General features: G+C 68.3%; 22 protein-coding genes, 2 tRNA genes and 1 pseudogene. 9 read left to right on the plus strand and 16 right to left on the minus strand.

The genetic code is table 11. From position 1 onward, the window contains the following. Positions 1-90: 90 nt before the first annotated feature. From SALPAC3_RS0114080 to gyrB, 11 genes and pseudogenes are all read right to left on the minus strand, one after another. A pseudogene (locus SALPAC3_RS0114080) lies at positions 91-489 on the minus strand (YybH family protein); the annotation flags it as partial. Positions 490-553: 64 nt separating this feature from the next. Beyond that, positions 554-1,540, minus strand: coding sequence for a sigma-70 family RNA polymerase sigma factor (locus SALPAC3_RS0114085; RefSeq protein ID WP_018221868.1), 987 nt, complete (start codon positions 1,538-1,540; stop codon positions 554-556). A 352-nt stretch (positions 1,541-1,892) separates the two neighbouring features. Beyond that, complete coding sequence (locus SALPAC3_RS0114090) at positions 1,893-2,420, minus strand: VOC family protein (RefSeq protein WP_018221869.1); 528 nt, start codon at positions 2,418-2,420, stop codon at positions 1,893-1,895. Positions 2,421-2,507: 87 nt separating this feature from the next. Then, the gene (locus SALPAC3_RS0114095) at positions 2,508-3,173 is read right to left on the minus strand and encodes a helix-turn-helix domain-containing protein (RefSeq protein WP_018221870.1); all 666 of its coding nucleotides are present in this window, start codon (positions 3,171-3,173) and stop codon (positions 2,508-2,510) included. A gap of 84 nt (positions 3,174-3,257) precedes the next feature. Next, positions 3,258-3,330 (minus strand) — tRNA-Ala (locus tag SALPAC3_RS0114100). 38 nt (positions 3,331-3,368) lie between these two features. Then, positions 3,369-3,497 carry a DLW-39 family protein gene (locus SALPAC3_RS28775; RefSeq protein ID WP_018221871.1) on the minus strand — a complete coding sequence of 43 codons (129 nt, stop codon included), beginning with the start codon at positions 3,495-3,497 and terminating at the stop codon, positions 3,369-3,371. 150 nt (positions 3,498-3,647) lie between these two features. Next, on the minus strand, positions 3,648-4,016 hold the full coding sequence (locus tag SALPAC3_RS0114110; protein ID WP_018221872.1) for a VOC family protein: 369 nt from the start codon (positions 4,014-4,016) through the stop codon (positions 3,648-3,650). Positions 4,017-4,212: 196 nt separating this feature from the next. Further along, a tRNA-Ile gene (locus tag SALPAC3_RS0114115) sits at positions 4,213-4,286 on the minus strand. 125 nt (positions 4,287-4,411) lie between these two features. Beyond that, the gene (locus tag SALPAC3_RS0114120; RefSeq protein WP_018221873.1) at positions 4,412-5,383 is read right to left on the minus strand and encodes a DUF3566 domain-containing protein; all 972 of its coding nucleotides are present in this window, start codon (positions 5,381-5,383) and stop codon (positions 4,412-4,414) included. 4 nt (positions 5,384-5,387) lie between these two features. After that, positions 5,388-7,907 (minus strand): DNA gyrase subunit A, encoded by a 2,520-nt coding sequence (gyrA, locus tag SALPAC3_RS0114125; protein WP_018221874.1) that lies wholly within the window; start codon positions 7,905-7,907, stop codon positions 5,388-5,390. Positions 7,908-8,038: 131 nt separating this feature from the next. Then, positions 8,039-9,985 carry a DNA topoisomerase (ATP-hydrolyzing) subunit B gene (gene gyrB, locus SALPAC3_RS0114130; RefSeq protein WP_026185556.1) on the minus strand — a complete coding sequence of 649 codons (1,947 nt, stop codon included), beginning with the start codon at positions 9,983-9,985 and terminating at the stop codon, positions 8,039-8,041. Positions 9,986-10,480: 495 nt separating this feature from the next. Here gyrB and SALPAC3_RS0114135 point away from each other — a divergent pair, with 495 nt between their 5' ends. Beyond that, positions 10,481-11,062: a hypothetical protein gene (locus tag SALPAC3_RS0114135; RefSeq protein ID WP_018221876.1), complete on the plus strand. Its 582-nt coding sequence runs from the start codon at positions 10,481-10,483 to the stop codon at positions 11,060-11,062. Here SALPAC3_RS0114135 and SALPAC3_RS0114140 read toward each other — a convergent pair. From SALPAC3_RS0114140 to dnaA, 5 genes are all read right to left on the minus strand, one after another. Next, positions 11,053-11,649, minus strand: a complete 597-nt coding sequence (locus SALPAC3_RS0114140) for a DciA family protein (RefSeq protein ID WP_018221877.1) — start codon at positions 11,647-11,649, stop codon at positions 11,053-11,055. The genes SALPAC3_RS0114135 and SALPAC3_RS0114140 overlap by 10 nt on opposite strands. Beyond that, positions 11,639-12,772 (minus strand): DNA replication/repair protein RecF, encoded by a 1,134-nt coding sequence (recF, locus tag SALPAC3_RS0114145; protein ID WP_018221878.1) that lies wholly within the window; start codon positions 12,770-12,772, stop codon positions 11,639-11,641. The genes SALPAC3_RS0114140 and recF overlap by 11 nt, the downstream gene beginning before the upstream one ends. 14 nt (positions 12,773-12,786) lie before the next feature. Next, positions 12,787-13,659: a phosphogluconate dehydrogenase (NAD(+)-dependent, decarboxylating) gene (gene gnd, locus SALPAC3_RS0114150; protein WP_018221879.1), complete on the minus strand. Its 873-nt coding sequence runs from the start codon at positions 13,657-13,659 to the stop codon at positions 12,787-12,789. A gap of 38 nt (positions 13,660-13,697) precedes the next feature. Beyond that, positions 13,698-14,831, minus strand: a complete 1,134-nt coding sequence (gene dnaN, locus SALPAC3_RS0114155; RefSeq protein ID WP_018221880.1) for a DNA polymerase III subunit beta — start codon at positions 14,829-14,831, stop codon at positions 13,698-13,700. Between the two features lie 817 nt (positions 14,832-15,648). Continuing rightward, positions 15,649-17,418 carry a chromosomal replication initiator protein DnaA gene (gene dnaA, locus SALPAC3_RS0114160; protein WP_033660603.1) on the minus strand — a complete coding sequence of 590 codons (1,770 nt, stop codon included), beginning with the start codon at positions 17,416-17,418 and terminating at the stop codon, positions 15,649-15,651. Between the two features lie 689 nt (positions 17,419-18,107). Here dnaA and rpmH point away from each other — a divergent pair. From rpmH to SALPAC3_RS0114200, 8 genes are all read left to right on the plus strand, one after another. Beyond that, positions 18,108-18,245 carry a 50S ribosomal protein L34 gene (gene rpmH / locus SALPAC3_RS0114165; protein ID WP_018221882.1) on the plus strand — a complete coding sequence of 46 codons (138 nt, stop codon included), beginning with the start codon at positions 18,108-18,110 and terminating at the stop codon, positions 18,243-18,245. A gap of 35 nt (positions 18,246-18,280) precedes the next feature. After that, a complete protein-coding gene (gene rnpA, locus SALPAC3_RS0114170) occupies positions 18,281-18,691 on the plus strand; it encodes a ribonuclease P protein component (RefSeq protein ID WP_018221883.1) in 411 nt (136 codons plus the stop codon). Between the two features lie 44 nt (positions 18,692-18,735). After that, entirely contained in the window at positions 18,736-18,975 is a 240-nt protein-coding gene (yidD, locus tag SALPAC3_RS0114175) for a membrane protein insertion efficiency factor YidD (protein WP_018730969.1), read from the plus strand. Between the two features lie 3 nt (positions 18,976-18,978). Further along, a complete protein-coding gene (gene yidC, locus SALPAC3_RS0114180) occupies positions 18,979-20,091 on the plus strand; it encodes a membrane protein insertase YidC (protein ID WP_018221885.1) in 1,113 nt (370 codons plus the stop codon). 159 nt (positions 20,092-20,250) lie between these two features. Next, positions 20,251-20,850 (plus strand): Jag family protein, encoded by a 600-nt coding sequence (locus SALPAC3_RS0114185; protein WP_018221886.1) that lies wholly within the window; start codon positions 20,251-20,253, stop codon positions 20,848-20,850. Positions 20,851-20,950: 100 nt separating this feature from the next. After that, positions 20,951-21,667 carry a 16S rRNA (guanine(527)-N(7))-methyltransferase RsmG gene (gene rsmG / locus SALPAC3_RS0114190; RefSeq protein WP_018221887.1) on the plus strand — a complete coding sequence of 239 codons (717 nt, stop codon included), beginning with the start codon at positions 20,951-20,953 and terminating at the stop codon, positions 21,665-21,667. 360 nt (positions 21,668-22,027) lie between these two features. Next, complete coding sequence (locus SALPAC3_RS29090) at positions 22,028-23,326, plus strand: ParA family protein (RefSeq protein ID WP_080635181.1); 1,299 nt, start codon at positions 22,028-22,030, stop codon at positions 23,324-23,326. 27 nt (positions 23,327-23,353) lie between these two features. Next, positions 23,354-24,346, plus strand: coding sequence for a ParB/RepB/Spo0J family partition protein (locus SALPAC3_RS0114200; RefSeq protein ID WP_026185557.1), 993 nt, complete (start codon positions 23,354-23,356; stop codon positions 24,344-24,346). The last annotated feature ends 106 nt before the right edge of the window (positions 24,347-24,452 follow it).

Raw genomic sequence — 24,452 nt, forward strand, 5'->3', positions numbered from 1 at the left:
TCCGCTGAGACAGGAGGTGGGGCGGGCTCCTGGTACAGCGGGATCGATGCGTGCCACACGAACGGTTGGCTCGGTGGCGGCGTGGTCCTACCCGCCGGTGAGCGGAAATGAGTGATGCTCGTGGGCGATGGCCCACGAGCCGGCCTGCTTGCGCAGACCGAACGACAGCCGCAGCCGGTTGTCGGGATTGTCGGCGAAGTCGCGCTCAGTGCCGCAACGCAGCAGGGCGTACGCGAAGGCGACATCCTCCCCCGCGGTGACCTCCAACGACTCGATGTCGAACGAAGCCCCCTGGGCCTGCCACTGGAAAAACGGTGGCCAGGTCTCGCGGTAGGCATCGAGACCCCGCACCCCCTGCTGCGGCGGCGGCACGTCGAACATCACGATGTCCTCCGTGTGGTCGGCAAGGACTCCGGTGAGATCACCGTGGTGGACCGCTTTGGCCCAGCCCTCGATCAGGGTGCGGATCTGCTCCTCGTTGCTAGCCATGGTCGGCCTGGTCCTTCCGGGTTGATGGGTCCGTCAGGACTACAACCCGGGCCAGTCCGCAAATTCATCGCGCACCGGGAAGATTCTCTTCCCACAGTCGGGCCGGCAGGCCAAAGGTCGAGAAGTCGGCGTCCAGGAACGAGACCACCTCGGCCACCTGCCGCCCGCGCAGCGTCAGCACATCCAGACCCGCCGGGACGTACGCGCCCCGCCCGTCACTCCACAGGTAGGTGCCGAACGCGAGCTGCCCGTTCGCCCGCGCCGGCACGAACCGCCAGCGATGCCCCAGCACCGCCTCGGCCAGGAACCCGCGAACGTCTGCGGGGCCGGCATACCACCTTGTCAGCGGCGGCATCGAGTACCGTGCGTCCTCGGTCAACATCGCCACGATGGCGTCAACGTCACCAGCCTCCCAGGCGGTCACGTACTGCCGGGCCACCTTCCGTTGTTCCGCGTCACCGAGCGTCCGCAGGGTCTGCTGTTGGCTGCGTTCAGGGCACAGCTTCCCGACGACCTTGCGGGCCCGCTGCAGAGCGCTGTTGACCGCGGCCACCGTGGTGTCCAACACCTCAGCGACCTCACCGGCGGTGTAGCCGAGCACGTCGCGCAGCAACAGCACCGCTCGCTGTGACGCCGACAGATATTGCAAGGCGGCGACGAACGCCAACTCCACGCTCTCCCGCGCCACGATGCGGGCTTCGGGATTCAGCCGCGCCGTCCAACCCATGAGCCGATCGGGATACGGCTCCAGCCACGCCGCCTCGGTCAGCGGCGCACCGCCCGGACTCAGATCCGTGGGCAACTCGCGCCGACCCCGTCGCTCAATAATCGTCAACGACCGGTTCGTCGCGATCTTGTACAGCCACGGCCGAATTGACCCGTGATCGTCGAAGCGCTCCAGGCTGCGCCACGCCCGGTCCAGGGTCTCCTGGACCGCATCCTCCGCGTCATGGACCGACCCCAGCATCCGGTAGCAGTGGACGCGGAGCTCATCCCGCAACGGCTCCACCAAACGGCCGAAGGCATTGCCGTCACCGGCCCGCGCCGCCACCAACTGCGTCGCGGCAGCCTCACGTGCCCGACTCGAACTGCTCCCGCGATCTTCGGCATCGCTCACCGGCGCCAGGTTACCTCGACGAGCGGGGGGTGAACCTCATTACGGGCACGTGTTCGCGATGCGGCGAAACGTGCGTCTACCGCAGCCGACCACGGCCCAGGAAAGAGCACCCCACAAGCGCATCCAGGCATTGCGAACGGATGGAGTCCCGAGCGTCAACGAGTGTTGGCGGTAAAGTCTGTCGATGACTGCGACCTGCTCCGTACCGCTGGCGCAGGTCTCGGGGATGCTGGGCATGTCGTCACCGAGCCGTCGACCTGTCGCTGACGCGTCGATGGAGACGGGCTTAACGCTCGCCGCTGGGCTCGGTGTCCAGCCGCGGCATCGCCTCCACGAGGGTTCGATGGATGTAGGCGAGGTCGGGGTCGGACCATTCCGTGAGGCCCGCGTCGCTGCCACCACCGCCGTCCCAGTCCGGCTCCGGGGCCTCGGCGTGCTGGTACACCCACCACAGGTTGCCCCACGGGTCACGCATCCGAGAAAAGACCGTGCCGAAAAAGTCGGTCGGCCGGGTGACGATCCGCGCGCCACGCCGCACGGCCCGCGCGAGCACGCTGTCCACGCTATCGACGTAGATCTGGGTCAGTTGCGGCAGGAACGGCCAGCCCGGCTTCCGCTCGCCGAACAACAGCGTCGTACCGCCAATCTCGAGCTCGGCATGCAACAAAAGACCGTCGATGTCTACAGTGCGGGCCTCGGGGTGCTCCGCTCCCCCGAACACCTCCCGCAGGAAGGTCATCAGCCCGTCAGCATCGTGGACGACGAAGAACGGATTCAGGGTGGAGAACCCGGTCGGGGTGGCGATGGCGTTCATGTGTCGTCCTCCTGCGCAAGGTCGGCTGATCAGTGTCCCCACCCTCGCTGACCGACCGTCCGGAGGTCTTGAACAAAAGCGCCAACGTCAGGCAGTCTTCGCCGAGCGGATGCGAGCCGGCGTCTCACCCCGGATACGCCTCAGCTCTCGGGTGAGATGCGCCTGATCGGCATACTCCAGGGCGAGAGCGACCTCGGGCGGCGGCACTCCCTCGCTGAGCAGATGGCAGGCACGACGCGCACGGTCGAGCCGCTCGATTTCCTTGCGGCGCAGGCCCGTGATCGACCAGAACCGCCGCTGCCAGCTCCGTCGCGACAGCCCACGGTCGTCGCCGTTGAGCGCCCGCCGGATGTCGGCATCCGCCACCAACACTCCGTCGGCCACAAGCCGCGCGACGAAGGACTCGAGTTCCTCCCACCCAGGAACGCGACAGCGGCGGCCCCCGAGCGCTACCTGCCCGTCGACGACCAGCAGCTCAGCAATCGCACCGCGCAGCAACGCCTTGTCCACGCCGGGGATCACCACGTCAGCGGCGAGCTCGACGCCCCAGTAGGACTCCCCGGCATGTGCGCAGATCGGCAGGCTCGTGATCCGCGGACCTGCCAGCTCAGCCGCCAGCGATCCATCGGGGCGACGGATGAACGACAGGCCCCAGTGCTCGCTCGCTTCGTCGATGTAATCGGCGGCCTCCTCGACGTAGGCACGCCAGACTGTCCGGATCTCGGGAATGGGCGAAGCCCGCTGCTCCCACACGCACCGAGGGTAGGTCAATCATGCTGGAGGGAGACCTACGTGCGCTCCAGAAATCACGTCATGCCTGGTCACAGGCGTAAAAAGTGGAGCCCAGGGGACTTGAACCCCTAACCCCTGCCTTGCAAAGGCAGTGCTCTGCCAGTTGAGCTAGGGCCCCGGAAGTGGTCCGTGCCGCCGAACGCTGACCAGTACGAGTCAGCGCAGGTCGGGCGCGTTGGTGGCCTCGTGCCAGAGGGCGCGCTCGTCGTTGGTCTCCTTGACCCGCTTGGCCACGACTGCCGCCACACCGACGATACCGACGAGGATCAGCAGCTTCTTGAACATTAGGGCGACCCCTCACGCTCGACAGTGCCGTCGGACCTACCCAAGGACCGTATCAGCCGGAGGCAAGGGGCGGTAAACGGGCCCACCGACGCAGTGCCCCCGGGACGACTCAGCACCGCATCCCGCCCTCGGCCGACGTTGCGGGATCGATCACTCCGGCCGATGGCAGACCGCCTCGACGTTGTTGCCATCGGGATCACGGACGAAAGCCCCGAAGTAGGTCGGGTGATATTCCGGCCAGACCCGGGGCGCGTGCAGCACCTCCACCCCGAGTGCCACCGCGGCGTCATGAAACGCCTGCACCGCAGCCCGGTCCGGCGCGGTGAAGGCGATGTGCGCCTCAACACCCTCGGCCGCACCGCCCAGCGGGCTGAGCCAGAAGTCAGGAGTGCTGCTGCCATAGCCGACCGCCTCCGGGAACTCCATCAGGCGGCGCCCATCAAGTGGGGCCAGGACAGCATCATAGAAGGCGAGACTGGCATCGAAATCACGCACCTGAATGCCAAGGTGGTTGAGCACCGGACCTCCTCGAAGACGAACCGACCCAGGGAAACCGGGCGGGACAGCGCATCGAACGGCGCCAGTCTAGGAGCGGGGTATGACACTTCCGCCACGCATGCTGCGGTGCTGGCGTCTCGCCGCTGGCACGGCGGGGACACGGTAATCGGCGCTACGAAAAAGCTCGGCCCCCAGAATGTGAGGACCGAGCGGTAGGTGGGGCTAGCTGGAATCGAACCAGCGACCTCAGAGTTATCAGCTCTGCGCTCTAACCGACTGAGCTATAGCCCCGTGTTGCGACGAGCAAGGTTAACCCATCGGCCCGGCCGCCCCAAAATCGGGGGTGGCTCCGGGCGTGCTCCCGGCACCGGCGGATCGGGGACCCGGGCCGGGCGGCCCGGGTCCCCGTGACGTACTCAGTCGCGCTCGGCGAGCGTCAGCTCGACACCGCCCACCAGGTCGGCGCAGACGTTGTAGACGAAGGCACCCAGCGTTGCCAGTGCCGTGAACAGCACGACGTTGACCAAGCCGATCAACGCAGAACTCAGAATCACGCCACGGGCGGTGATCTGGAAACCGTTGGCGCTCTGCCCGCCGCCCGCGTTGACCAGATCACTCAGGCTGTCGTTGACGCTGGCGAACACGCCCATCGCGTCCAGCGCCAGATACAGCACCGAGGTCGCGACCACGACGACGATGAAGAGCACCACCGAAACGGCGAAGGCGAACTTCATCACCGACCATGGGTCGATCCGCCGCAGGTTCAGCCGGGCCCGGCGCGGCCCGCGAGACGCGGCCGAGCTGACCGCGGTACGCGCGGCGCGCACCGCCTCGCCGACGCGCGCGGCGCCGACGGCCGCCACCCCGCCGATTCCCGGCGGGAGGCCGCCGCCCTGGGGTCGGCCAATGGAGTTCGGCTGTGGTCGGGCGGCCCCGGTGACCCGCGGGTGACTTCCGGTGTCACCAAGTCGGGGGACGCTGTTCACGCCGCCCAGGGCAGCCGCACTCCCGGTAGCCGCACTCCCGGTAGCCGCGCTCCCCGCAGCCGCGCTCCCGGCAGCCGCGCTGGTCTTCCCAGCGCCACCGGAGGTCGGTACCTGGGCGGTCCCGGCCGTCTTCTTCTCAGCGGCGGCACCATCGGTACGCGGCGGTTCAGCCTTCGTGGCCGTAACCGGTTCCTCGGTGGGTTCCGACTCCTTGGCCGGGTTGTCCGGCGGCGGGGCCATCCCCGGAGCTCTGGTGAACTTGGGGGCCGGCACGTCGGCGGGGACGGTGGCCCGGCCCACTGCCGCACGGCTGGCGGCTGAGGCACCGCTCGTGGCGCTGTCCTCGTCGACCGGGTCAGCCGAGTTCCCCGCGTTCCCCGACTTCGCCTGTGTCTCCGTCATGCAACTAGTCCTGTTCGTCAGGCTCGTCGGCATTGCGAGCAATCGCCACGATGGTTACGCCATCCGGAAGGTCCATCAGCTTGACCCCCATTGTGTTCCGGTCGCGCGTACGGCGTACAGGCTTCACCGGAGTCCGAATGACACCACCGTTACTGGTGATAGCGAAGAGCTCGTCGTCCGGGTCGATCACCACAGCACCGACCAGACCACCGCGCCGCTCGGTGATCTTCGCAGTCAGCACGCCTTTACCTCCCCGGCCCTGGACCGGGTATTCCTCGATCGGAGTACGTTTCGCGTATCCACCATTGGTGGCCACCAGGACGTCCAAGCCGTGCCGGACGACCTCCATCGCGAGCAACTCGTCGTCCTCGCTGAACCGCATCCCGATCACGCCCGAGGTAGCCCGCCCCATTGGCCGCAGCGCCTCGTCGGAGGCGTTGAACCGGATCGCCAGGGCGTTCTTCGACACCAGCAGGAGATCCTGCTCCGGCGCCACCAGGGCGGCACCGACCAGTTCGTCGTCCTCGCGCAGGTTGACCGCGATGATGCCGCCGGACCGGTTGGAGTCGAACTCCTCAAGTCTGGTCTTCTTTACCACTCCGTTCTTCGTGGCCAGAACCAGGTAGGGGGCGACCTGGTAGTCGGAAATCTCGATGATCTGTGCGATCTGCTCGTCTGGTTGGAAGGCGAGCAGATTGGCCACGTGCTGGCCTTTGGCCACCCTACTGGCTTCGGGGAGCTCGTACGCCTTGGCCCGGTACACCCGGCCCTTGTTGGTGAAGAACAAAATCCAGTCGTGCGTCGAGCACACGAAGAAGTGGCTGACGATGTCATCCTGCCGCAGGGAGGCGCCACTGACCCCCTTGCCGCCCCGCCGCTGCGACCGGTACGCGTCCACCTTGGTGCGCTTCGCGTACCCGGTTCGAGTGATGGTGACCACGACGTCCTCGCGGGCGATCAGGTCCTCCATCGAGACCTCGCCGTCGAACGGAATGATCTGGGTACGCCGGTCGTCGCCCCACTTCGCGACGATCTCGCCCAACTCCTCCGAGACGATCCGCCGCTGCCGCTCCGGCTTCGCCAGGATGTCCTTGAAGTCGGCGATCTCCAGCTCCAGCTTCGCCAGGTCGTCGAGGATTCGCTGCCGCTCCAGCGCGGCCAGCCGGCGCAGCTGCATGTCCAGGATCGCGGTCGCCTGGATCTCGTCGATGTCCAGCAACCGGATCAGGCCCTGCCGCGCATCGTCCACCGTCGGCGAGCGCCGGATCAGCGCGATCACCTCGTCGAGGGCGTCCAGCGCCTTCGACAGACCCCGCAGGATGTGCGCCCGCTCCTCGGCCTTACGCAGCCGGTACGCCGTCCGCCGGCGGATCACCTCGATCTGGTGATCGACGTAGTAGCGGATGAACTGGGCCAGGTTCAGCGTGCGCGGCACACCGTCCACCAGCGCCAGCATGTTCGCGCCGAAGGTCTCCTGCAGTTGGGTGTGCTTGTAGAGGTTGTTCAGCACCACCTTGGCGACCGCGTCGCGCTTGAGTACCAGCACCAGGCGCAGGCCGGTGCGGCCGGAGGACTCGTCCCGGATGTCGGCGATTCCGCCGAGCTTCCCCTCCTTGATCAGCTCGGCGATCCGCTCGGCCAGGTTGTCCGGGTTCACCTGGTACGGCAGCTCGCTGACCACCAGTGCCGGGCGGCCCCGCTTGTCCTCCTCGACCTCGACCACGGCGCGCATCCGGATCGAACCACGACCGGTGCGGTACGCGTCCTGGATTCCCGCCTGGCCGACGATCAGGCCGTGGGTCGGGAAGTCCGGCCCTCTGACGATCCCCAGGAGGGCTTCCAGGGTGCTCGCCTCGTCGGCCTCCGGGTGCTCCAGGCACCACTGCACCGCCGCACCGATCTCCCGCAGGTTGTGCGGTGGGATCTTGGTGGCCATCCCGACCGCGATACCTTCGGAGCCGTTGACCAGCAGGTTGGGGATTCGGGACGGCAGGATCGTGGGCTCCTTGGCCCGGCCGTCGTAGTTGTCCTGCAGGTCGACGGTGTCCTCGTCGATGTCCCGCAGCATCTCCATCGCCAGCGGTTGGAGCTTGCACTCGGTGTACCGCATCGCCGCTGCCGGATCGTTGCCCGGGGACCCGAAGTTGCCGTTGCCGTCCACCAGCGGGTAGCGCAGCGCCCAGGGTTGGGCCATCCGGACCAAGGCGTCGTAGATCGCCGAGTCACCGTGCGGGTGGAACTGGCCCATCACGTCGCCGACCACCCGGGAGCACTTCACGTACCCCCGGTCGGGCCGGTACCCCGAGTCGAACATCGCGTAGAGGATCTTGCGGTGGACCGGCTTCAGCCCGTCCCGGACGTCCGGCAGTGCCCGCCCGACGATCACGCTCATGGCGTAGTCGAGGTAGGAGCGCTGCATCTCCACCTCGAGACCGACCGGCTCGATCCGGTCGTGCGCCACGACGGCGCCGGCGGTCTCGGAGGTGTCGGACTCGTTCGGTGTGGACTCGGGGGTATCGGTCACTTGTTAACCCTTATCAGACTCAGAGTCGCTTTTGTGCTGTGGATAACCGCTGTGGAAACCGGCCTGGCTGTGGATAACTCTGTGGATTCACCGAGTCGCGCCGCGTTCGCCGGACCAGACCCGAGCAGACCTCAGATGTCCAGGAACCGTACGTCCTTGGCGTTACGCTGGATAAACGAGCGACGAGCCTCGACATCCTCGCCCATCAGCACGCTAAACAGCTCGTCCGCGGTCGCCGCGTCATCGAGCGTCACCTGCCGCAGGGTGCGTGTGGCCGGGTTCATCGTGGTCTCCCACAGCTCGGGATAGTTCATCTCGCCGAGCCCCTTGAACCGCTGGATGTCGTCCGGCTTGGCGTTGGGCTTCTTCTGCTGCCGCAGGGTGATCAGACCGTCCCGCTCTCGGTCCGAATACGCGTACTGCGCGTCGTCGCCCTTCCGGTTCCACTTGATCTTGTAGAGCGGCGGGGCGGCCAGGTAGACGTGCCCCAGCTCGACCAGCGGCCGCATGAAGCGGAAGAGCAGCGTCAGCAGCAGCGTCTGAATGTGCTGACCATCGACGTCCGCGTCAGCCATCAACACGATCTTGTGGTACCGCAGCTTCTCGATGTCGAAGTCGTCGTGGATACCCGTGCCGAGCGCGGTGATCAGCGCCTGGACCTCGTTGTTCTTCAGAACCCGATCGATCCGCGCCTTCTCCACATTGAGGATCTTGCCGCGGATCGGCAGGATCGCCTGCGTCCGCGGGTCGCGCCCCTGCTTGGCGGAGCCGCCTGCCGAGTCGCCCTCAACGATGAAGACCTCACACTCACGGGGATCAGTTGACTGGCAGTCGGCCAGTTTGCCCGGCATCGAGCCGGACTCCAGCAACGACTTACGCCGGGCCAGCTTGCGGGCCTGCTGGGCGGCGACCCGGGCGCGCGCGGCCTGGGAGGCCTTGGTGATGATGACCTTCGCCTCGGCCGGGTTTCGGTCCAGCCAGTCAACCAGCCACTCGTTGCAGACCCGCTGCACGAAGCTCTTGACCGGGGTGTTGCCCAGCTTGGTCTTGGTCTGCCCCTCGAACTGCGGGTTGGTCAGCTTCACCGAGATGATCGCCGCCAGCCCCTCCCGGATGTCCTCCCCGGAGAGCTTCTCGTCACTCTTGAGGAGCCGCTTCTCCGCACCGTACCGGTTGATGACGCTGGTCAGCGCCGACCGGAAGCCTTCCTCGTGGGTGCCGCCCTCATGCGTGTTGATGTTGTTGGCGAAGGTGTAGACCGACTCGCCATACGACTCGTTCCACTGCATGGCGATCTCGACCGACATCCCGTCTTCCTCGGTGCCGAACTCGACCACCGACTTGTGGATCGAGGTCTTCGAGGCGTTCAGGTGCCGGACGAAGTCGGCGATGCCACCCTGGTAGCAGAAGGTGACCTCGCGCATCTTGCTGTCATCGCCCTCGTCGACGCGCTCGTCGAGGAAGTGGATGGTCAGACCCCGGTTGAGGAAGGCCATCTCCTGGAGCCGACGGTAGATGGTCTGGAAGTCGAAACTAACGGTCTCGAAGACCGTCGGATCGGGCCAGAAGGAGACCGCCGAGCCGGTGGCGTCGGTCGGCTCCCCCTTCTCCAGCGGCGTCGGCTTCGAGTCCGTGTACGACTGCCGCCAGAAGTAGCCGTCCTTCTGGATCTCGACAGCCATCCGGGTGGAGAGGGCGTTCACGACCGACACACCGACGCCGTGCAGGCCACCGGAGACGGCGTACGCCTTGCCGTCGAACTTGCCGCCGGCGTGCAGCACGGTCAGCGCCACCTCCACACCCGGCTTCTTGAGCTTCGGATGCGGGTCGACCGGGAAGCCACGGCCGTTGTCGGTGACCCGAACCCCACCATCGGCGAGCAGCACCACGTCGATGGTGTCGCAGTGCCCGGCCAGCGCCTCGTCCACCGCGTTGTCCACGACCTCCCACACCAGGTGGTGCAGACCGCGTTCGCCGGTGGACCCGATGTACATACCGGGGCGTTTACGGACCGCCTCCAACCCTTCGAGGACGGTGATCGACTCTGCGCCGTACTCCTGCTTGTCCTGCGCTGCCACCCTCGGCCACTTTCTCGCGTCGGCCACACCACTGGCGCGACCGGTCACGGGGTTCGGCGGACAGAACGCGACGTCGGGCGCGCGGACCGGCACCGGAGAGTGGTCCGGGCCGGGGGTCGAACGCGCCGGCCGCCGCGGGTGCCCGCGGATCGCGATCGGCTCGACCTGATGTGGAACGATGATCTCGGGCCCATGTTGGCCCCGGGTTTCATCGCTCCGCACCGGGTCTTCGTCTCAGGCCCAATCCTACTGTGCGTCGGCGACAGATCCACCACTCGGCACCCCTTGCGCGGCGGCTGAGACCTTCATAGCCGGCCGACTGCTCACTCCACGACTCCCCCTACGTACACCGAGCCGACCGTAGGCTCGCACCGGCCGGCGCCGCTCCCGCCCAATGTGTGTCCATCTCGCGACGAACTCCGGCTTGATCTTTGCCGGCTGGAACCGGACGATCGACGCGTTCGTACGGAGTTTGGGCTTGAGAGGTGACACCAGATGGGGCTGGACAACGTCGTGGTGAACTGGCCGCGGACCGGCCGCTTCTACGAACCGGTCGCGCCGGCGGAGTTCGTGGACTTCGGGGAGATCGTCGATATGCCGAAGATCTCCGCACCGACCGCCGCGCTCGCCGAGCTGATCGCCAAGACCGGCACGGTCCGGGCAACCGCGTACACCGAGCTGGTCGATCTGATCCTCGGCTTGGATAATGTGCTGTACGCCACAGAGAACTCGGAGGAGGACGAGGACCCGGTGATCGACCCGGACGGCTGCGGGTGGATCGCCGACGGAGTCGAGCGGTTCGTGGCGCGGCACCGAGCAGTCGGCGAGGCAGTCACCTTCGAGACCGTCAGCGCGGTACTCCGCGCGCTACTCGGCGACGGACGCCTGGCCGAGCAGCAGCTGCGTTGGCTGGACAGCCGGCTGGACCGGCTCCGCGACGACAGCGGAGCGCCGCCGCAGTGGACCTTCACCTGCGCGGAGCTGAGCGTTCTCGCCGCGTTCTACCGTCGCTGCGCCGAGCGGGGCTTCGCGGTCTACGCGGAGTCGGTGGCACCCCGCCGGGTCGTTCAGCCGTAGGTGTCCCGGGGGCCGCGGCCCCGCACCCGACGAGGGCCACGCGACCAGGACGGCGCGGCCGGACCGTGGATGTGCAGCCGGCGTACGACGTTGTGGCCCACCTCGCTGGCGATCTGCTGCAGTAGCGAGCCGGCGAGCAGCCGGAGCTGGGTGGCCCAGGCGGTCGAGCGCGCCTCCACGGTCAGCTCACCCCCTTCCAGCTTCACCGGCCGGCTGTGCTGGGCCACGTCCGGGCCGACCACCCGTTCCCAGGCGCCGAAAACCGTGGCCTCGGCCGCCGGTTGCTGCCAGCCCCGGGCCTTCACCAGCCGGTCCAGCACCGCGCCGAGTGGCTGCGGGTCGCGCGGGTCCGGCCCCGGGCCGGAGTAGCCCCGCGGCCGTCGCCCCCCACCGCTCACCCCGCTGTTGCGGCCGCGCCGTTGCGGCTGCGCCGCCTGACGCCGTGCCTTCGCCGCATCCAGCACCGCCCGCGCGAGCTGCGGCCCGGCCGGCGCCTCCGCGCCGGCCTCCGCTGCCGGGGCCGCCCCGTCCGCTCCGGTATCCCCCGCCGCACGGGGGGCGGCGGTGGGTTCCGCCTCATCCGACACGCTGCACCTCCCCCTCGCGGACAACGAACCGCGCCCCGTGCAGACGCGCGGGGAGATCTTCTGCCACCGCACAGGTCACCAGGAGTTGGCTCGCCGCACCGACCAGCTCGGCGAGGCGGTCCCGTCGGCCGGTGTCCAACTCGGCGAAGACGTCGTCCAGCACCAGCACCGGCTCGATCCCGTCAGCGCGCAGTAGGTCGTACCCGGCCAGCCGGAGCGCCAGCGCCAACGACCAGGACTCGCCGTGGCTGGCGTACCCCTTCGCGGGTAGTGGCCCCAGCGTGAGGGTGAGCTCGTCCCGGTGCGGGCCGACCAGGGTGGTCCCTCGCTCGATCTCGGCTGACCGGCCGGCGGCGAGCGCGTCGCTCAGCGCCGCGGTCAGCGCCGCCCGGTCAGCGGCTGGGCTGACCGATTCGACCGACGATCGGTATGTGATGCCGGCCGCGCCCCTACCGGCGGCCACCGCGTCGTACGCCCGGGTGACGTGGGGGGTGAGTGCGGCGACGAGGTCGAGCCGACCGGCGAGCAGCTCGGCACCGTGCCGCGCGAGGTGGTCGTCCCAGACGGCGAGGGTGGAGAGGTCACCGCCGCGGGTACCGCCGGTCTTACGCGCCAGGTACGCGGTGCGCAGCAGAGCGTTCCGCTGCCGGAGCACCCGTTCGTAGTCGGCCCGCACCCCGGCGAACCGGGGCTGCCGGAGCACCAGCAGATCGTCGAGGTAGCGGCGCCGCTGCGCCGGGTCGCCCCGGATCAGCTCCAGGTCCTCCGGGGCGAAGAGCACCAGCCGCAGGGCACCGAGCACGTCCCGGGACCGCCGGGCCGGGGACCGGCCGAGCCGGGCCCGGTTCGCCCGCCCCGGAACGATCTCCAGCTCGACCAACAGCTCCCGCCCCTCGTGCACCACGGCGCAGCGGATAATCCCCGCGGCGGCACCCATCCGGACCAACGGTGCGTCCGTGGCGACCCGGTGGGAGTCCAGGGTCGCCACGTAGCCGAGCGCCTCGATCAGGTTGGTCTTGCCCACCCCGTTCGGACCGACCAGGATGTTCGCCCCCGGCTCAAGATCCACGCCGACCCGCTCGTACGAGCGGAAGTCAACGAGTTCCAGCCGGCGAACGTACACGGGTGGTGGAGCCGTCAGCGCTTGCGAACGGCGTGCCCGCCGAACTGCTGGCGCAGCGCGGCGACCGCCTTCATCGCGGGCGAGTCATCCTCCCGGGAGGTGAAACGGGCGAAGAGCGCGGCGGCGATGACGTTCATCGGAACGGCGAGCCGGACCGCCTCGTCCACGGTCCACCGCCCCTCGCCGGTGTCCTCGGTGTAGGGGCTCAACTCGGCCAGCTCCGGGTCCTCGTCGAGTGCCCGGTCGAGGAGGTCGAGCAGCCAGGAGCGGACGACCGTTCCCTCCCGCCAGGACTTGAAGACACCGGGGACATCGGTGACCAGCTCAGACTTGGCCAGCAGTTCGTAGCCCTCGGCGTAGGCGTGCATGAGACCGTACTCGACGCCGTTGTGCACCATCTTGGCGTAGTGCCCGGCACCGACCGGACCAGCGTGCACGAAGCCGAAGTCTCCGGCCGGCTTCAGCGCCTCGAAGATCGGCATCAACCGGGCAACATGTTCCTGGGCGCCGCCGACCATGAGGGCGTACCCGTTCTGCCGGCCCCAGACGCCACCGGAAACACCGACGTCGACGTACCCGATGCCACGCTCGTTCAGCCGCTCGGCGCGCGGGGCATCGTCGCTGAACCGCGAGTTGCCACCGTCAACGATGATGTCGCCGGCGTCGAGCACCTCCGCCATCTTGTTGATGGTCTCGTCGGTGACGGCGGCGGGGACCATGACCCACACCGCGCGGGGCGCGTCCAGCTTCTGCGCCATCTCCGCCAGGCTCGCGACGTCGCTCAGCTCGGCATGGTTGTCGTAGCCGATCACCTCATGCCCGGCGGCACGCAGCCGCTCCCGCATGTTGCCGCCCATCCGGCCGAGCCCTACCAGGCCGAGCTGCATGTCCGTACCTCCGTGCGTTGTGTTCGTCTCGGGTGCGATCAGCGGGAGACGCGGATCGGCATGATGAGGTAGCGGTACCCGGGCACGATCTCACCATCCTCGCCGACGGGGGAAATCACCGCCGGCTTGAAGGCGTCAACGAACGACAGAACGGCGAACTGGGTCCCCATGTTCGAGAGACCGTCGATCAGGTATTGGGGGTTGAAGCCAACAGTCAGCGGATCACCGCTGAAGGTGGCCTCCATCGCCTCGCTGGCGCGGGCCTCCTCGGTGCCACCGGCCTCGACCACCAGTCCGTCACCGCTGAGGCTCAGCAGCACCGGAGTGGTGCGCTCGGCGACGAGCGCGACCCGCTTGACGACCTCGACAAGCGCGCTGACCGGCACCTGGGCCTGCGCATTGTGAGTGGCGGGGAAGAGCGAACGGACCGGCGGGTAGTTGGCGCCGTCGAGGAGTCGGCTGGTGGTGCGCCGGGGGCCGCCAACGAAACCGATCATGCCCTCGCCCGCCGCCCCCTGGGAGAGCGCCATGGTTACCTGGCCACCGAGCGTCCCCAGGGCCTTGGCGGTGTCGTGCAGAGTGCGGGCCGGCACCAGCGCGTTGAGGCTGATCTCCGGGTCTTCCGGGTGCCACTCGATCTCGCGCAGGGCGAGACGGTAGCGGTCGGTGGCGAGCATGGCCAACGTGCCGCCGGAGAGCTCCAGCCGGACACCGGTCATCATCGGCAGGGTCTCGTCCCGGCCGGCCGCCACGGCTACCTGGGCGACGGCGGCGGCGAACGCGGCGGCGTCGATGGTGCCAGCGCTGACCGGCATCTCCGGGAGTGTCGGATAGTCCTCGACCGGCATGGTGGGCAGCGTGAACCGGGCGCTGCCGCAGACGAGTTCGAGGTGGGCGCCGACCGCCGCGATGTCGACCGGCTTCGCCGGCAGTGCCTTGGTGATCTCAGCGAGGAGCCGGCCGGAGACCAGGGCGGCGCCGTCGGCGTCTCCCTGCACCTCGACGGTCACCTGACTGGAGACCTCGTAGTCGAAGCCAGAGACCTGCAGGTTGCCGTCGGTGACCCGGAGCAGCACCCCGGCGAGCACCGGTACCGAAGGACGGTTCGGCAGGCTCTTTGCGGTCCAGGCCACGGCCTCGGCGAGCGCGTCGCGCTCTACTCGGAACTTCATCAATGCCTCCGCGTCAACGTCAGCGCCAACTCTCTCATGCCGACCGCTGCCTACCGACCCGCCGGGGCGTGCCGGTTCTCCTGGCACCTTAGGGCGCGCGGGCATCGGCGGTACGCCCGGCCCCATGCATGTCCAGGTGCTGCTGACCGGCTGCGGCGGTCTGCGGCCCGATCCACAGAAAGTCCAACGGTGATGATTGGTTTTTGTTGTCTTCAGAGATATAACTCATCGTCTTCGTCGCACCTGTGCAAACTGTGGAAAACCTGTGTTGACCCAGGTCAGCCCGGGTATCCACCGGTGGGTTTCCTGTGGAGAACCCGGGGGAAAACCAGGGCTGTCATCCACAGGCCAGAGTTACCCCCAGGCCGTCCACCGTTGTCCACCGGTTATCCACCGGTTATCCACCGACTTCTTCCCCAGGCCTGTGGATCGTCGCTCGTAGCTCGACCCGAGTTATCCCCAGAACCTTCAACAGCTTGTCCACACCAGGTCCGCCTCCGGTGGACAACCACCCCGTTATCCCCAAGCGTCCACAGCACTACCCCCAGGTTTTTCCACAACCTGTGGATAACGAGGAGGTGATGGCCCCACGTTCTCCACCGACAGCGGCGGAGGCTGTGGACAACGAGCGGGACTCTCGGTCCCGAGACGGGCGGCCCGGGTCCGCCCCACGGCCCAGATCCGGGTCCCGTCGTCCGGTCCGGTGGGGGATGGTGGAGCGCCGAAGGAGCGCCGCTGTGGGTGCCGGTTCGGTGGCTCGGCGGGTGATTCGGTGGTTCCGGGCAACCCGCTGGCAGGTGGGGGCGCCGGCGGGGCCTCAGGTGTTCTGTTTGATCCGGTTGGTGAGTTCGGCGATCTGGTTGTAGAGCGAACGCCGTTCCGCCATCTGCTGACGAATCTTGCGGTCGGCGTGCATGACCGTGGTGTGGTCGCGCCCTCCGAATGCCTGTCCGATTCGGGGCAGCGACAGGTCGGTCAGCTCCCGGCACAGGTACATGGCGACCTGGCGGGCGTTGACGAGCACCCGCGAGCGGGAGTGCCCACGCAGGTCCTCCAGACTCACCCCGAAATAGTCGGCGGTCGCCACCATGATCTGGTCGGCGGTGATCTCTGGTCCGCTGCCGTCCGGGATGAAGTCCCGCAGCACCTCCTCGGCCAGCGACAGCTCCACCGACGACCGGGTGAGGCTGGCGAACGCGGTGACCCGGATCAGCGCGCCCTCAAGCTCGCGGATCGAGTTCGACACCCGGGACGCGATGAACTCGAGTACGTCCGGCGGGGCGAACAGCCGCTCCTGGGCGGCCTTCTTCTGCAGGATCGCGATCCGGGTCTCCAGGTCTGGCGGCTGGATGTCGGCGAGCAGACCCCACTCGAACCGGGTCCGCAACCGGTCCTCCAGGGTCGCCAGCTGCTTCGGTGACCGGTCGGAGGTGATCACGATCTGCTTGTTGGCGTTGTGCAGCGTGTTGAAGGTGTGGAAGAACTCCTCCTGCGTCCGCTCCCGGTTCTCCAGGAACTGGATGTCGTCGATCAAGAGGATGTCGACATCCCGGTATCGGCGCTGGAAGGCGCTGGTCTTGTCGTCGCGCAGTGAGTTGATGAAGTCGTTGGTGAACTCCTCGGTCGAGACGTACCGGACCGAGTTGGCGTTGCCGAGCGTGGTGGCGTAGTGGCCGATCGCGTGCAGCAGGTGCGTCTTGCCCAGCCCGGAGCTGCCGTAGATGAACAGCGGGTTGTACGCCTTCGCCGGCGACTCGGCGACCGCCACCGAAGCCGCATGGGCGAATCGATTGGACGAACCGATGACGAACGTCTCGAACATGTACTTCGGGTTGAGCCGGTTGCCACCGCCGTCGGCTGGTGTTGGTAACCGGCGGTCCTCGCGGCCACCGGGTCGGGGCAGGTGGTCCACCCGCCCCGGCCCGCTGTCGGTACCGAGTTCCCGGGGCAGCGCCGGCCCCCCGCGCTGCTCCGCCGCCGCTGCGCGGTAGCGGACGTCGAAGGGGCGTTCGGACACCGGCGGGCCCAGGCGGGCCTGCTCGTCAACATCGAGTCGCTCGCCTCGGGACGGCCCGCCGAAAGCGGAGCCGAACAACGGCTCCTGGCCGTCCTGGGACACCGACGTCGGCTGCTCGCCGTACGAACCGGCGGGCACCGCGGCGCGGCGCTCCGGTTGGGCCTGCCCGGGAATCAGCGGGAACTGTTGGTCCACGCCGTCGTCCGGGTTCCCTCCCGCGGCACCACCGGTGGTGCCGCCGGGCGGCGTACCGGCCTCGGGGCTTGGGGCGCTGTGGTAGATGGTGCCGGCCGGGCGGCCGGAGCCGTCTTCCGGCGCTCGCACGGTGACAGCTACCTGGATGGGCCGCCCCAGCCGGCGGGTGAGCGCCTCGGTGATCGCCGGGCGGAGCCGGGACTCGATGACATCTCGGGTGAAGGCGTCCGGGACGGAGACGAGCGCGGTGTCCTCGACGATGGCGCGGAGCCGGGTCAGCCGTAGGTAGGCCCGCTGCTGCGCGGAGACGATCTCATCGGCCAGTTCGTCGGTCGTCGCCGTCCACACCGCGGCAAGGTCGGTTGTATCCGTCACCGTCGTGCCACCCCCTCGCCTCTGTTCCCGGACGCCGCCGTCCTCCCCGTCGGCCGTCCCGGGCCCGCCGGGTTCACGCGGTCTTCCCCCGTCCCGGCTGACCGAACGACCCTTGTCCACAAGTTATCCACAGCCTGTGTGCGTACCGATTGTGCCGCCCACCGAATGTGGGTCAGACCTCCCCCGGTACGAGCGGGCACTGAAGCGGGTCATCTTGCCGAACGATCCACCGCCCGATTCGGTCTTGCCTGCCGGCGGCGACCACAGCCGGACGGCTCCGGGCTTCCGACAGCCATTCGCGATTTGGGCCGACAGCCCTGCACCGCAATCGGGCACGGTAACAGCGATGTCCGGATGCCATCAACAGCGGACGTACCCGGACCGTCGGCGGCAGCAGCGGAAACACCGGAACAATCGGTGTCGGGCCAGACGGTGGGAGCGTTGACGCTCGTTGTGCCCCTGCGTACGCTGGAGCGGCTGCTCTCTCACCCTCTGCTAGGGTGATGGATGCTTGCTGTCCGCAGCGTCGGGCAGCGTTGATCGGGGGCGCCGCGAAGGTGTTCCGGATCATGACCTGGTTCGGATCATGACACGACCCGGATCGTGACACGACCTGAAACTGGGACGACCTCGGACCAGACGCGACCCCGGCGATCTTCGCCCAGGGGTAGGACAACGGAGAGCCTGACGTGAGCAAGCGCACCTTCCAGCCGAACAACCGCCGGCGCGCGAAGACCCACGGCTTCCGGCTGCGCATGCGCACCCGTGCCGGCCGCGCCATCATCTCGACCCGTCGCAGCAAGGGCCGCGCTCGCCTGGCGGCCTGAGGCTGCCAGGTCCGATCGGCAGGGCGTGGAGAGTCGTGCTGACCGCCGCGCAGCGTCTGCGGCGCAGCACTGACTTCGCCGCGGCGGTCCGTGGTGGCCGACGCGTCGGGCGCGGCGTGGTCGTCGTCCATCTGACCTCGCCCGGCACTCCACCGGAGATCTCGTCGCCGGAGCCGGCGCGGGACACTGGTGCGGAGCAGACATCCGCACCAGCCCGCGCCGGCTTCGTCGTCTCCAAGGCGGTTGGCAACGCCGTCGTCCGCAACACTGTTCGCCGCCGGCTGCGGCACCTGGTCCGGGAGCGCCTCCCCGGGCTGCCGGCCGGGAGCACTCTCGTCGTCCGTGCCCTGCCCGCCGCGGCGCACCGGTCGTACCAACGACTCGGTGTTGATCTCGACACCGCGATCGCGGCCGCACGCGCCCCCCGCGGGCGGCGGTCCCGGTGAGTTCGACACCAGATCCGGCACAGCCGATCTCACTCGGTGCCCGGGTGCTGGCCGGGCCCATCATCGCGTACCGTCGGTGGATAAGTCCGGCGTTGCCGGCCCGCTGTCGGTTCTACCCGTCGTGCAGCGCGTACGCCCTGGAGGCGGTGACCCGCCACGGCCCGGTTCGGGGAGCCGGCCTGACGGCCCGGCGGCTGATGCGCTGCCACCCCTTCCATCCGGGTGGATTCGATCCGGTGCCGGAGCCGGATGGTCGCCGCCGCGCCGATGTGACTGGAGTCTGAGAATTGCTCGATCCTATCTATGTAACGATCTCGTGGATCCTGCTGCGCTGGCACCAGCTCTGGGACGCCATCGGGGTGCCGGAAGGCGTGGTGCTCGGCACCAACTGGTCCTGGATCCTGGCGATCATCTTCCTGGTGGTCACCGTTCGGGTGATCCTCTTCCCGGTCTTCGTCAAGCAGATCAAGTCACAGCGGGCGATGCAGGCGCTGCAACCGCAGGTCAAGGCGCTGCAGGAGAAGCACAAGGGTGACCGGGAGACGCTCCAGAAGGAGATGATGGAGCTCTATCGGAAGGAAAAGGCCAACCCGCTCATGGGCTGCCTTCCGATGTTCCTCCAGATTCCGGTCTTCCTCGGCCTGTTCCATGTGCTCCGTCGGCTCAATCCAGACAAGCCACTGGACAAGAAGACGCTCTACGGCTGGACGGTCGACCAGTTCGACAGCGCATCGGTTGCGAAGCTCTTCACCGCGCCGATCGCCGGCAAGTTCGGCTCCTCCCCCGAGGAACTGGCCGCGCTGGGCGCCGACGGCACCACCGTCAAGATCATGGCCGGCATTCTGGTGCTGGTGATGATGGGCACCACCTACCTGACCAGCCGCCAGATGATTCTCAAGACCGGCTGGGCCGAGGACCCGCAGCAGCGGATGATCCAGCGGTTGATGCTCTACGGCATCCCGGCGTCGCTGCTTATCTCCGGCGCGATCTTCCCGATCGGTGTGATCATCTACTGGGTTACCAACAACATGTTCACGCTGGCCCAGCAGCAGTGGGTGTTGCGCAAGTTCCCGCCGCCGCCGAGCGCGAAGTCCAGCACCACTGGTACGCGTGGTCCGGTGCAGCCGGCGAAGAGCGGCGGCCTCTTCGGCCGCGGCAAGTCCGCCACTTCGGCCGCCACCCAGCCGGCCGCGACCAAGGTCGCCGCCCCGAAGCCAGGTGCCAAGCCCACCAGCCAGAAGAAGGGCCCGCCCGCGAACCAGAAGGGCCAGGCCGCCGGTCAGAAGGCCCAGCCTGCGAGCCAGAAGGGCCAGCCGGCCAACCAGAAGGGCCAGGCCGCCGGCCAGAAGAAGGGCCCGCCCGCGAACCAGAAGGGGCGTCCCGCCAAACGGCAGGGCTGATCCGACCGGTGTTCGGCGGTATCTACCTTGATACCGCCGCCGGTGGGCAAAACGCCGCCGCGCCCTGCGGCCACGGGCGAGACTGCCCGGATAGACCTACCCGTGGTATCGGCGTTCCCGCCGGCCCCGGGAGACCAGCGGACCCGACGGTCCGGCCGAGTGAGTACGGAGGAGACCGTGACCGAGATCAGCACGCCCCGCGCTGACGAGTCCCAGGACGCAGAGGGGACGGAGACGACGGCGAAGAGCCAGACCGAGGCGGCCGAGGCCGGCGGCACGGAGCAGCGGTCCACCGGTGAGAGCGATCTGTTCCGGCAGAGTGAGATCGCCGCCGACTACGTGGAGGGCCTGCTCGACATCCTCGACTACGACGGGGACATCGACGAGTTGGTCTCCGGTGGGCGCCCGGTTGTGGAGGTGGTTGGCGGCCGACTCCAGAGCCTGGTGGGTCAGCGCGGCGCCACGCTGGAGGCGCTGCAGGAACTCACCCGACTCGCGGTCTTCCGGCAGACCGGCACCCCCAGCCGACTGCTGCTCGACGTGGGCGGCTACCGGGCGGGCCGCCGTAAGGAGCTCGCCGCAGTGGCGAAGAACGCCGTTGAGAAGGTCAAGGAGTACGGCGAGTCGGTGCGGCTGGAGCCGATGTCCGCTTTCGAACGTAAGTGTGTGCACGACGTGGTCAACGCGATCGACGGCGTGGCGAGCGAGTCCGAGGGCGTCGAGCCGAGTCGGCGCATCATTGTTCGGCCGGCGGACTGAGCGGGTGACTCACGACGACACAGCGGCGCGCTCCGCGTCCGGCCCGGGTGGTACGCCGCCCGGGCCGTTGCCTGTCGGCGATCGCCCCGCGCCAGCCGCGGTGGATGCCACGCCACCCCCGGAACTGGCGACCGCGGCCCGGACGCTCTTCGGTGACCGGCTGGGCCTGGCTGTTGCGTACGCGGGCCTGTTGGTGACCGATGGGGTGGTCCGCGGCCTCATCGGCCCGCGGGAGGCGCCGCGGATCTGGGATCGGCATCTACTCAACTGCGCGGCGGTGGCGGAGCGGATTCCGTCGGGCGCGACGGTGCTTGACGTGGGTAGCGGTGCCGGACTGCCCGGCCTCGTGCTCGCGGTCGCTCGGCCGGATCTCTCGGTCACCCTGGTCGAGCCGCTGGCACGTCGCACCGCCTTCCTCGTCGAGGCGGTGGCGCAGCTCGACCTGGCGGCCTCGGTCCGGGTCATCCGGGGCCGGGCCGAGGAGATCGCCTCCGGTGGTGGTGGCGTCGAGCCGCTCACCGGTGATGTGGTGACCGCTCGGGCGGTGGCCCCGCTGGATCGGCTCGCCCGGTGGTGCCTCCCGCTGGCCGTGCCGGGTGGACGGCTGGTCGCCCTCAAGGGCGCCTCGGCTGCGGAGGAGGCCGCCGAGCATGCCGTCGTCGTGGATCGGCTCGGCGGCGGCTCACCGGAGGTGCACCTCTGCGGCGCGGGTGTTGTCGAGCCACCGACGACGGTGATCGAGATCGTTCGGGAGCGGGTGGTGGGACCGCCGCGACCCAAGCCCACGAAACGCTCCCGTGGTGGTCGGCGGCGCTGAATCATCGGACACCGCACTGCCGCCTCCTGATCAGCGAGGCGTGTCCAGGTGTGTTGGAAGCGGCGCCATGGGGCGCCGCCGACCTGGTGGACCATTCAGCGCTCTGGTTTGAGCTCGGCGGATCCGGCTCGCAGCTGCGTCGTTGAACAGGTACGGGTGGCAGGCGAGCTGTGCAGCCCGACGTGGACCGATCACGCCCAATCCCCGTAGGCTGGCCGCGCGTCGATAATGTGGAGCGGGGGTGCCGGGCACTCGCCGGATTCCGACCGCTTCCAACGGGCCGCACGCTCGGGTGTGACCACCCGAGCGACCCGTTGACAGGATGCGGACCGACCATCCGAAGCCGGGCAGGGATGACAGGTGCATGACGACGGCAGGTACGACGATCCGCGCGCGACCGGGTCAACGGGCGACCTGGTTTCACGTGAAACCGACGATCCCGGTTGGGTCACCCCCAGCCCTCCCGTCAGTCCGCCCGTCCGAGCGTCGCAGGACGAGACCTTCCGGCGAGCGGCGCCAGCTCCGGGACGTTCCCGCCCTTCGCCGCCGGAAGTATCGTTGAGCCGCAGTACCGGGGAGACTTCCCGGGTCGGCGATCCGCCGGTGGCCGAGCAGGCCGCGTCGGTACGGGGGACGGCAGCCGCCTCGACAGGCGTCGAGGTGGCTGTGCCGCAGCAGGCAACGCCGGGGCGGCCGGCCGAACCGACCAAGGCTCCGAACCTGCCCTCCGGGCAGGACGGGGTTGACACGTACGTTTCACGTGAAACACCGACGCGCGAAGAGGATGACCCACCGTTGGCGATGGAAGCTATGCGCGCCGTGCAGATCCTGAACCCGAGCGGCGAGGTGACGATGCCTCGCCCAGACCGGACCCGGGTCATGTGCGTCGCGAACCAGAAGGGCGGCGTTGGAAAAACCACCACGACGGTGAACCTGGCAGTGGCGCTAGCGCTGCACGGGAACCGGGTGCTGGTGGTTGACCTCGATCCGCAGGGCAACGCGTCTACTGGACTCAACGTCCCGCATCACACCGGGGTGCCCGACGTGTACGACTGCCTGATCAACGGCTTGCCCTTGGCTGAGGTCGCCCAGCCGGTCGAGGGTATCCCCAGTCTGTGGTGTATACCCGCCACTATCGACCTGGCCGGCGCCGAGATCGAACTGGTCTCTGTGGTTGCTCGGGAGTCGCGGCTGGCCCGCGCCATCACGGGCTATCCGGGCCACTTCGACTACGTCCTCATCGACTGCCCGCCGTCGCTTGGCCTGCTCACGGTGAACGCGTTGGTTGCCGCGGAGGAGGTGCTCATCCCGATCCAGTGTGAGTACTACGCGCTGGAGGGGTTGAACCAACTCATCAACAACATCAACCTCGTCCGGCAGCACCTCAACCCCCGGCTGGACGTCTCCACCATCCTGCTCACGATGTACGACCGGCGTACGCGGCTGGCGGACGCCGTGGAGCAGGATGTCCGCAACCACTTCGGGAACAAGGTGCTCCAGGCGGTCATCCCGCGTAACGTCCGGGTATCCGAGGCACCCAGCTACGGCCAGTCCGTGATGACCTACGATCCCGGGTCACGGGGGGCGACGAGTTACTTCGAGGCCGCCCAGGAGATTGCGGAGCGGGGCATCAAGGCCGAGGTGAACCGCAATGCATAGCGCGGACAGGCCACGGGGAGGCCAGGCATGAAGAATCGTCCCAAGGGTGGACTCGGTCGAGGGCTGGGCGCTCTCATTCCGACTGAGGCGGCCGCGCCCGGCGCACCCACCCCGGTCGTCAGTAGCCCAGTGGTGACGCCGACCGCGGGCCTGGCGGTGGTGAGTACGCCGCCACCGGCGTCCGACTCACTCAGCCCGGTCCCGGGTGCTCGCTTCGCCGAAATATCGGTCGACGCGATTGTTCCCAACCCCAAGCAGCCGCGGCAGGTCTTCGACGAGGACGCCCTGGAGGAGCTGAAGGTCTCCATCCAGGAGGTCGGTTTCCTCCAGCCGATCGTCGTCCGTCAGCTGGACGACGAGAAGTTCGAACTCGTCATGGGTGAGCGTCGCTGGCGGGCGGCACAGGCGGTTGGTCGGAGCTCCATTCCGGCGATCGTCCGGGACACCCGGGACGATTCGATGCTCCGGGACGCATTGCTGGAGAACATCCACCGCGCCAACCTGAACCCGCTGGAAGAGGCGGCGGCGTACCAGCAACTGTTGGATGAGTTCGGCGCCACCCACGAAGAACTGGCCCGGCGGATCGGCCGAAGCCGGCCGCAGATCTCCAACACGATACGGCTACTCAACCTCCCTGCTCAGGTGCAGCGCCGGGTCGCCGCTGGAGTGCTCTCTGCTGGCCACGCCCGAGCGCTGTTGAGCCTGGACAATCCGGAGGCGCAGGAGCGGCTTGCCCAACGCATCGTCGCCGAGGGGCTCTCGGTACGGGCAACCGAGGAGGTGGTGGCGCTCTCGCTCAGTGACGACAGCAGTGAGAAGGAGGCGCCAACGCGTCGGCCGAAGCCACCTGCGCCAGCACTGACTGATCTCGCCGACAGGCTCTCCGACCGTTTCGACACCAGAGTCAAGGTCGACATCGGCCGGAGCAAGGGAAAGATCACGATCGAGTTTGGCAGTGTGGACGACCTGGAGCGCATCGTCGACATCATTGGGGTCGACCGGGAGCAGCCCGAGGATTGACCGAAGGCCCGACTCGCGGGCCCTTGAAGCGCCGCCCCCGTTTCACGTGAAACGGGGGCGGCTGTCGTTCGACCTGGGAGTGACTCGATCTGTGGAGCGGTGGGGA

Source organism: Salinispora pacifica DSM 45544, assembly GCF_000378845.1.
Classification (GTDB): domain Bacteria; phylum Actinomycetota; class Actinomycetes; order Mycobacteriales; family Micromonosporaceae; genus Micromonospora; species Micromonospora pacifica.

Bases quoted from the DNA above. Each gene is read 5' to 3' on its own strand.
- SALPAC3_RS0114090 (WP_018221869.1), bottom strand. From the start codon at position 2,420: ATGAACGCCATCGCCACCCCGACCGGGTTCTCCACCCTGAATCCGTTC.
- SALPAC3_RS28775 (WP_018221871.1), bottom strand. From the start codon at position 3,497: ATGTTCAAGAAGCTGCTGATCCTCGTCGGTATCGTCGGTGTGGCGGCA.
- SALPAC3_RS0114120 (WP_018221873.1), bottom strand. From the start codon at position 5,383: ATGACGGAGACACAGGCGAAGTCGGGGAACGCGGGGAACTCGGCTGAC.
- SALPAC3_RS0114135 (WP_018221876.1), top strand. From the start codon at position 10,481: ATGGGGCTGGACAACGTCGTGGTGAACTGGCCGCGGACCGGCCGCTTC.
- gnd (WP_018221879.1), bottom strand. From the start codon at position 13,659: ATGCAGCTCGGCCTGGTAGGGCTCGGCCGGATGGGCGGCAACATGCGG.
- dnaN (WP_018221880.1), bottom strand. From the start codon at position 14,831: ATGAAGTTCCGAGTAGAGCGCGACGCGCTCGCCGAGGCCGTGGCCTGG.
- SALPAC3_RS0114200 (WP_026185557.1), top strand. From the start codon at position 23,354: ATGAAGAATCGTCCCAAGGGTGGACTCGGTCGAGGGCTGGGCGCTCTC.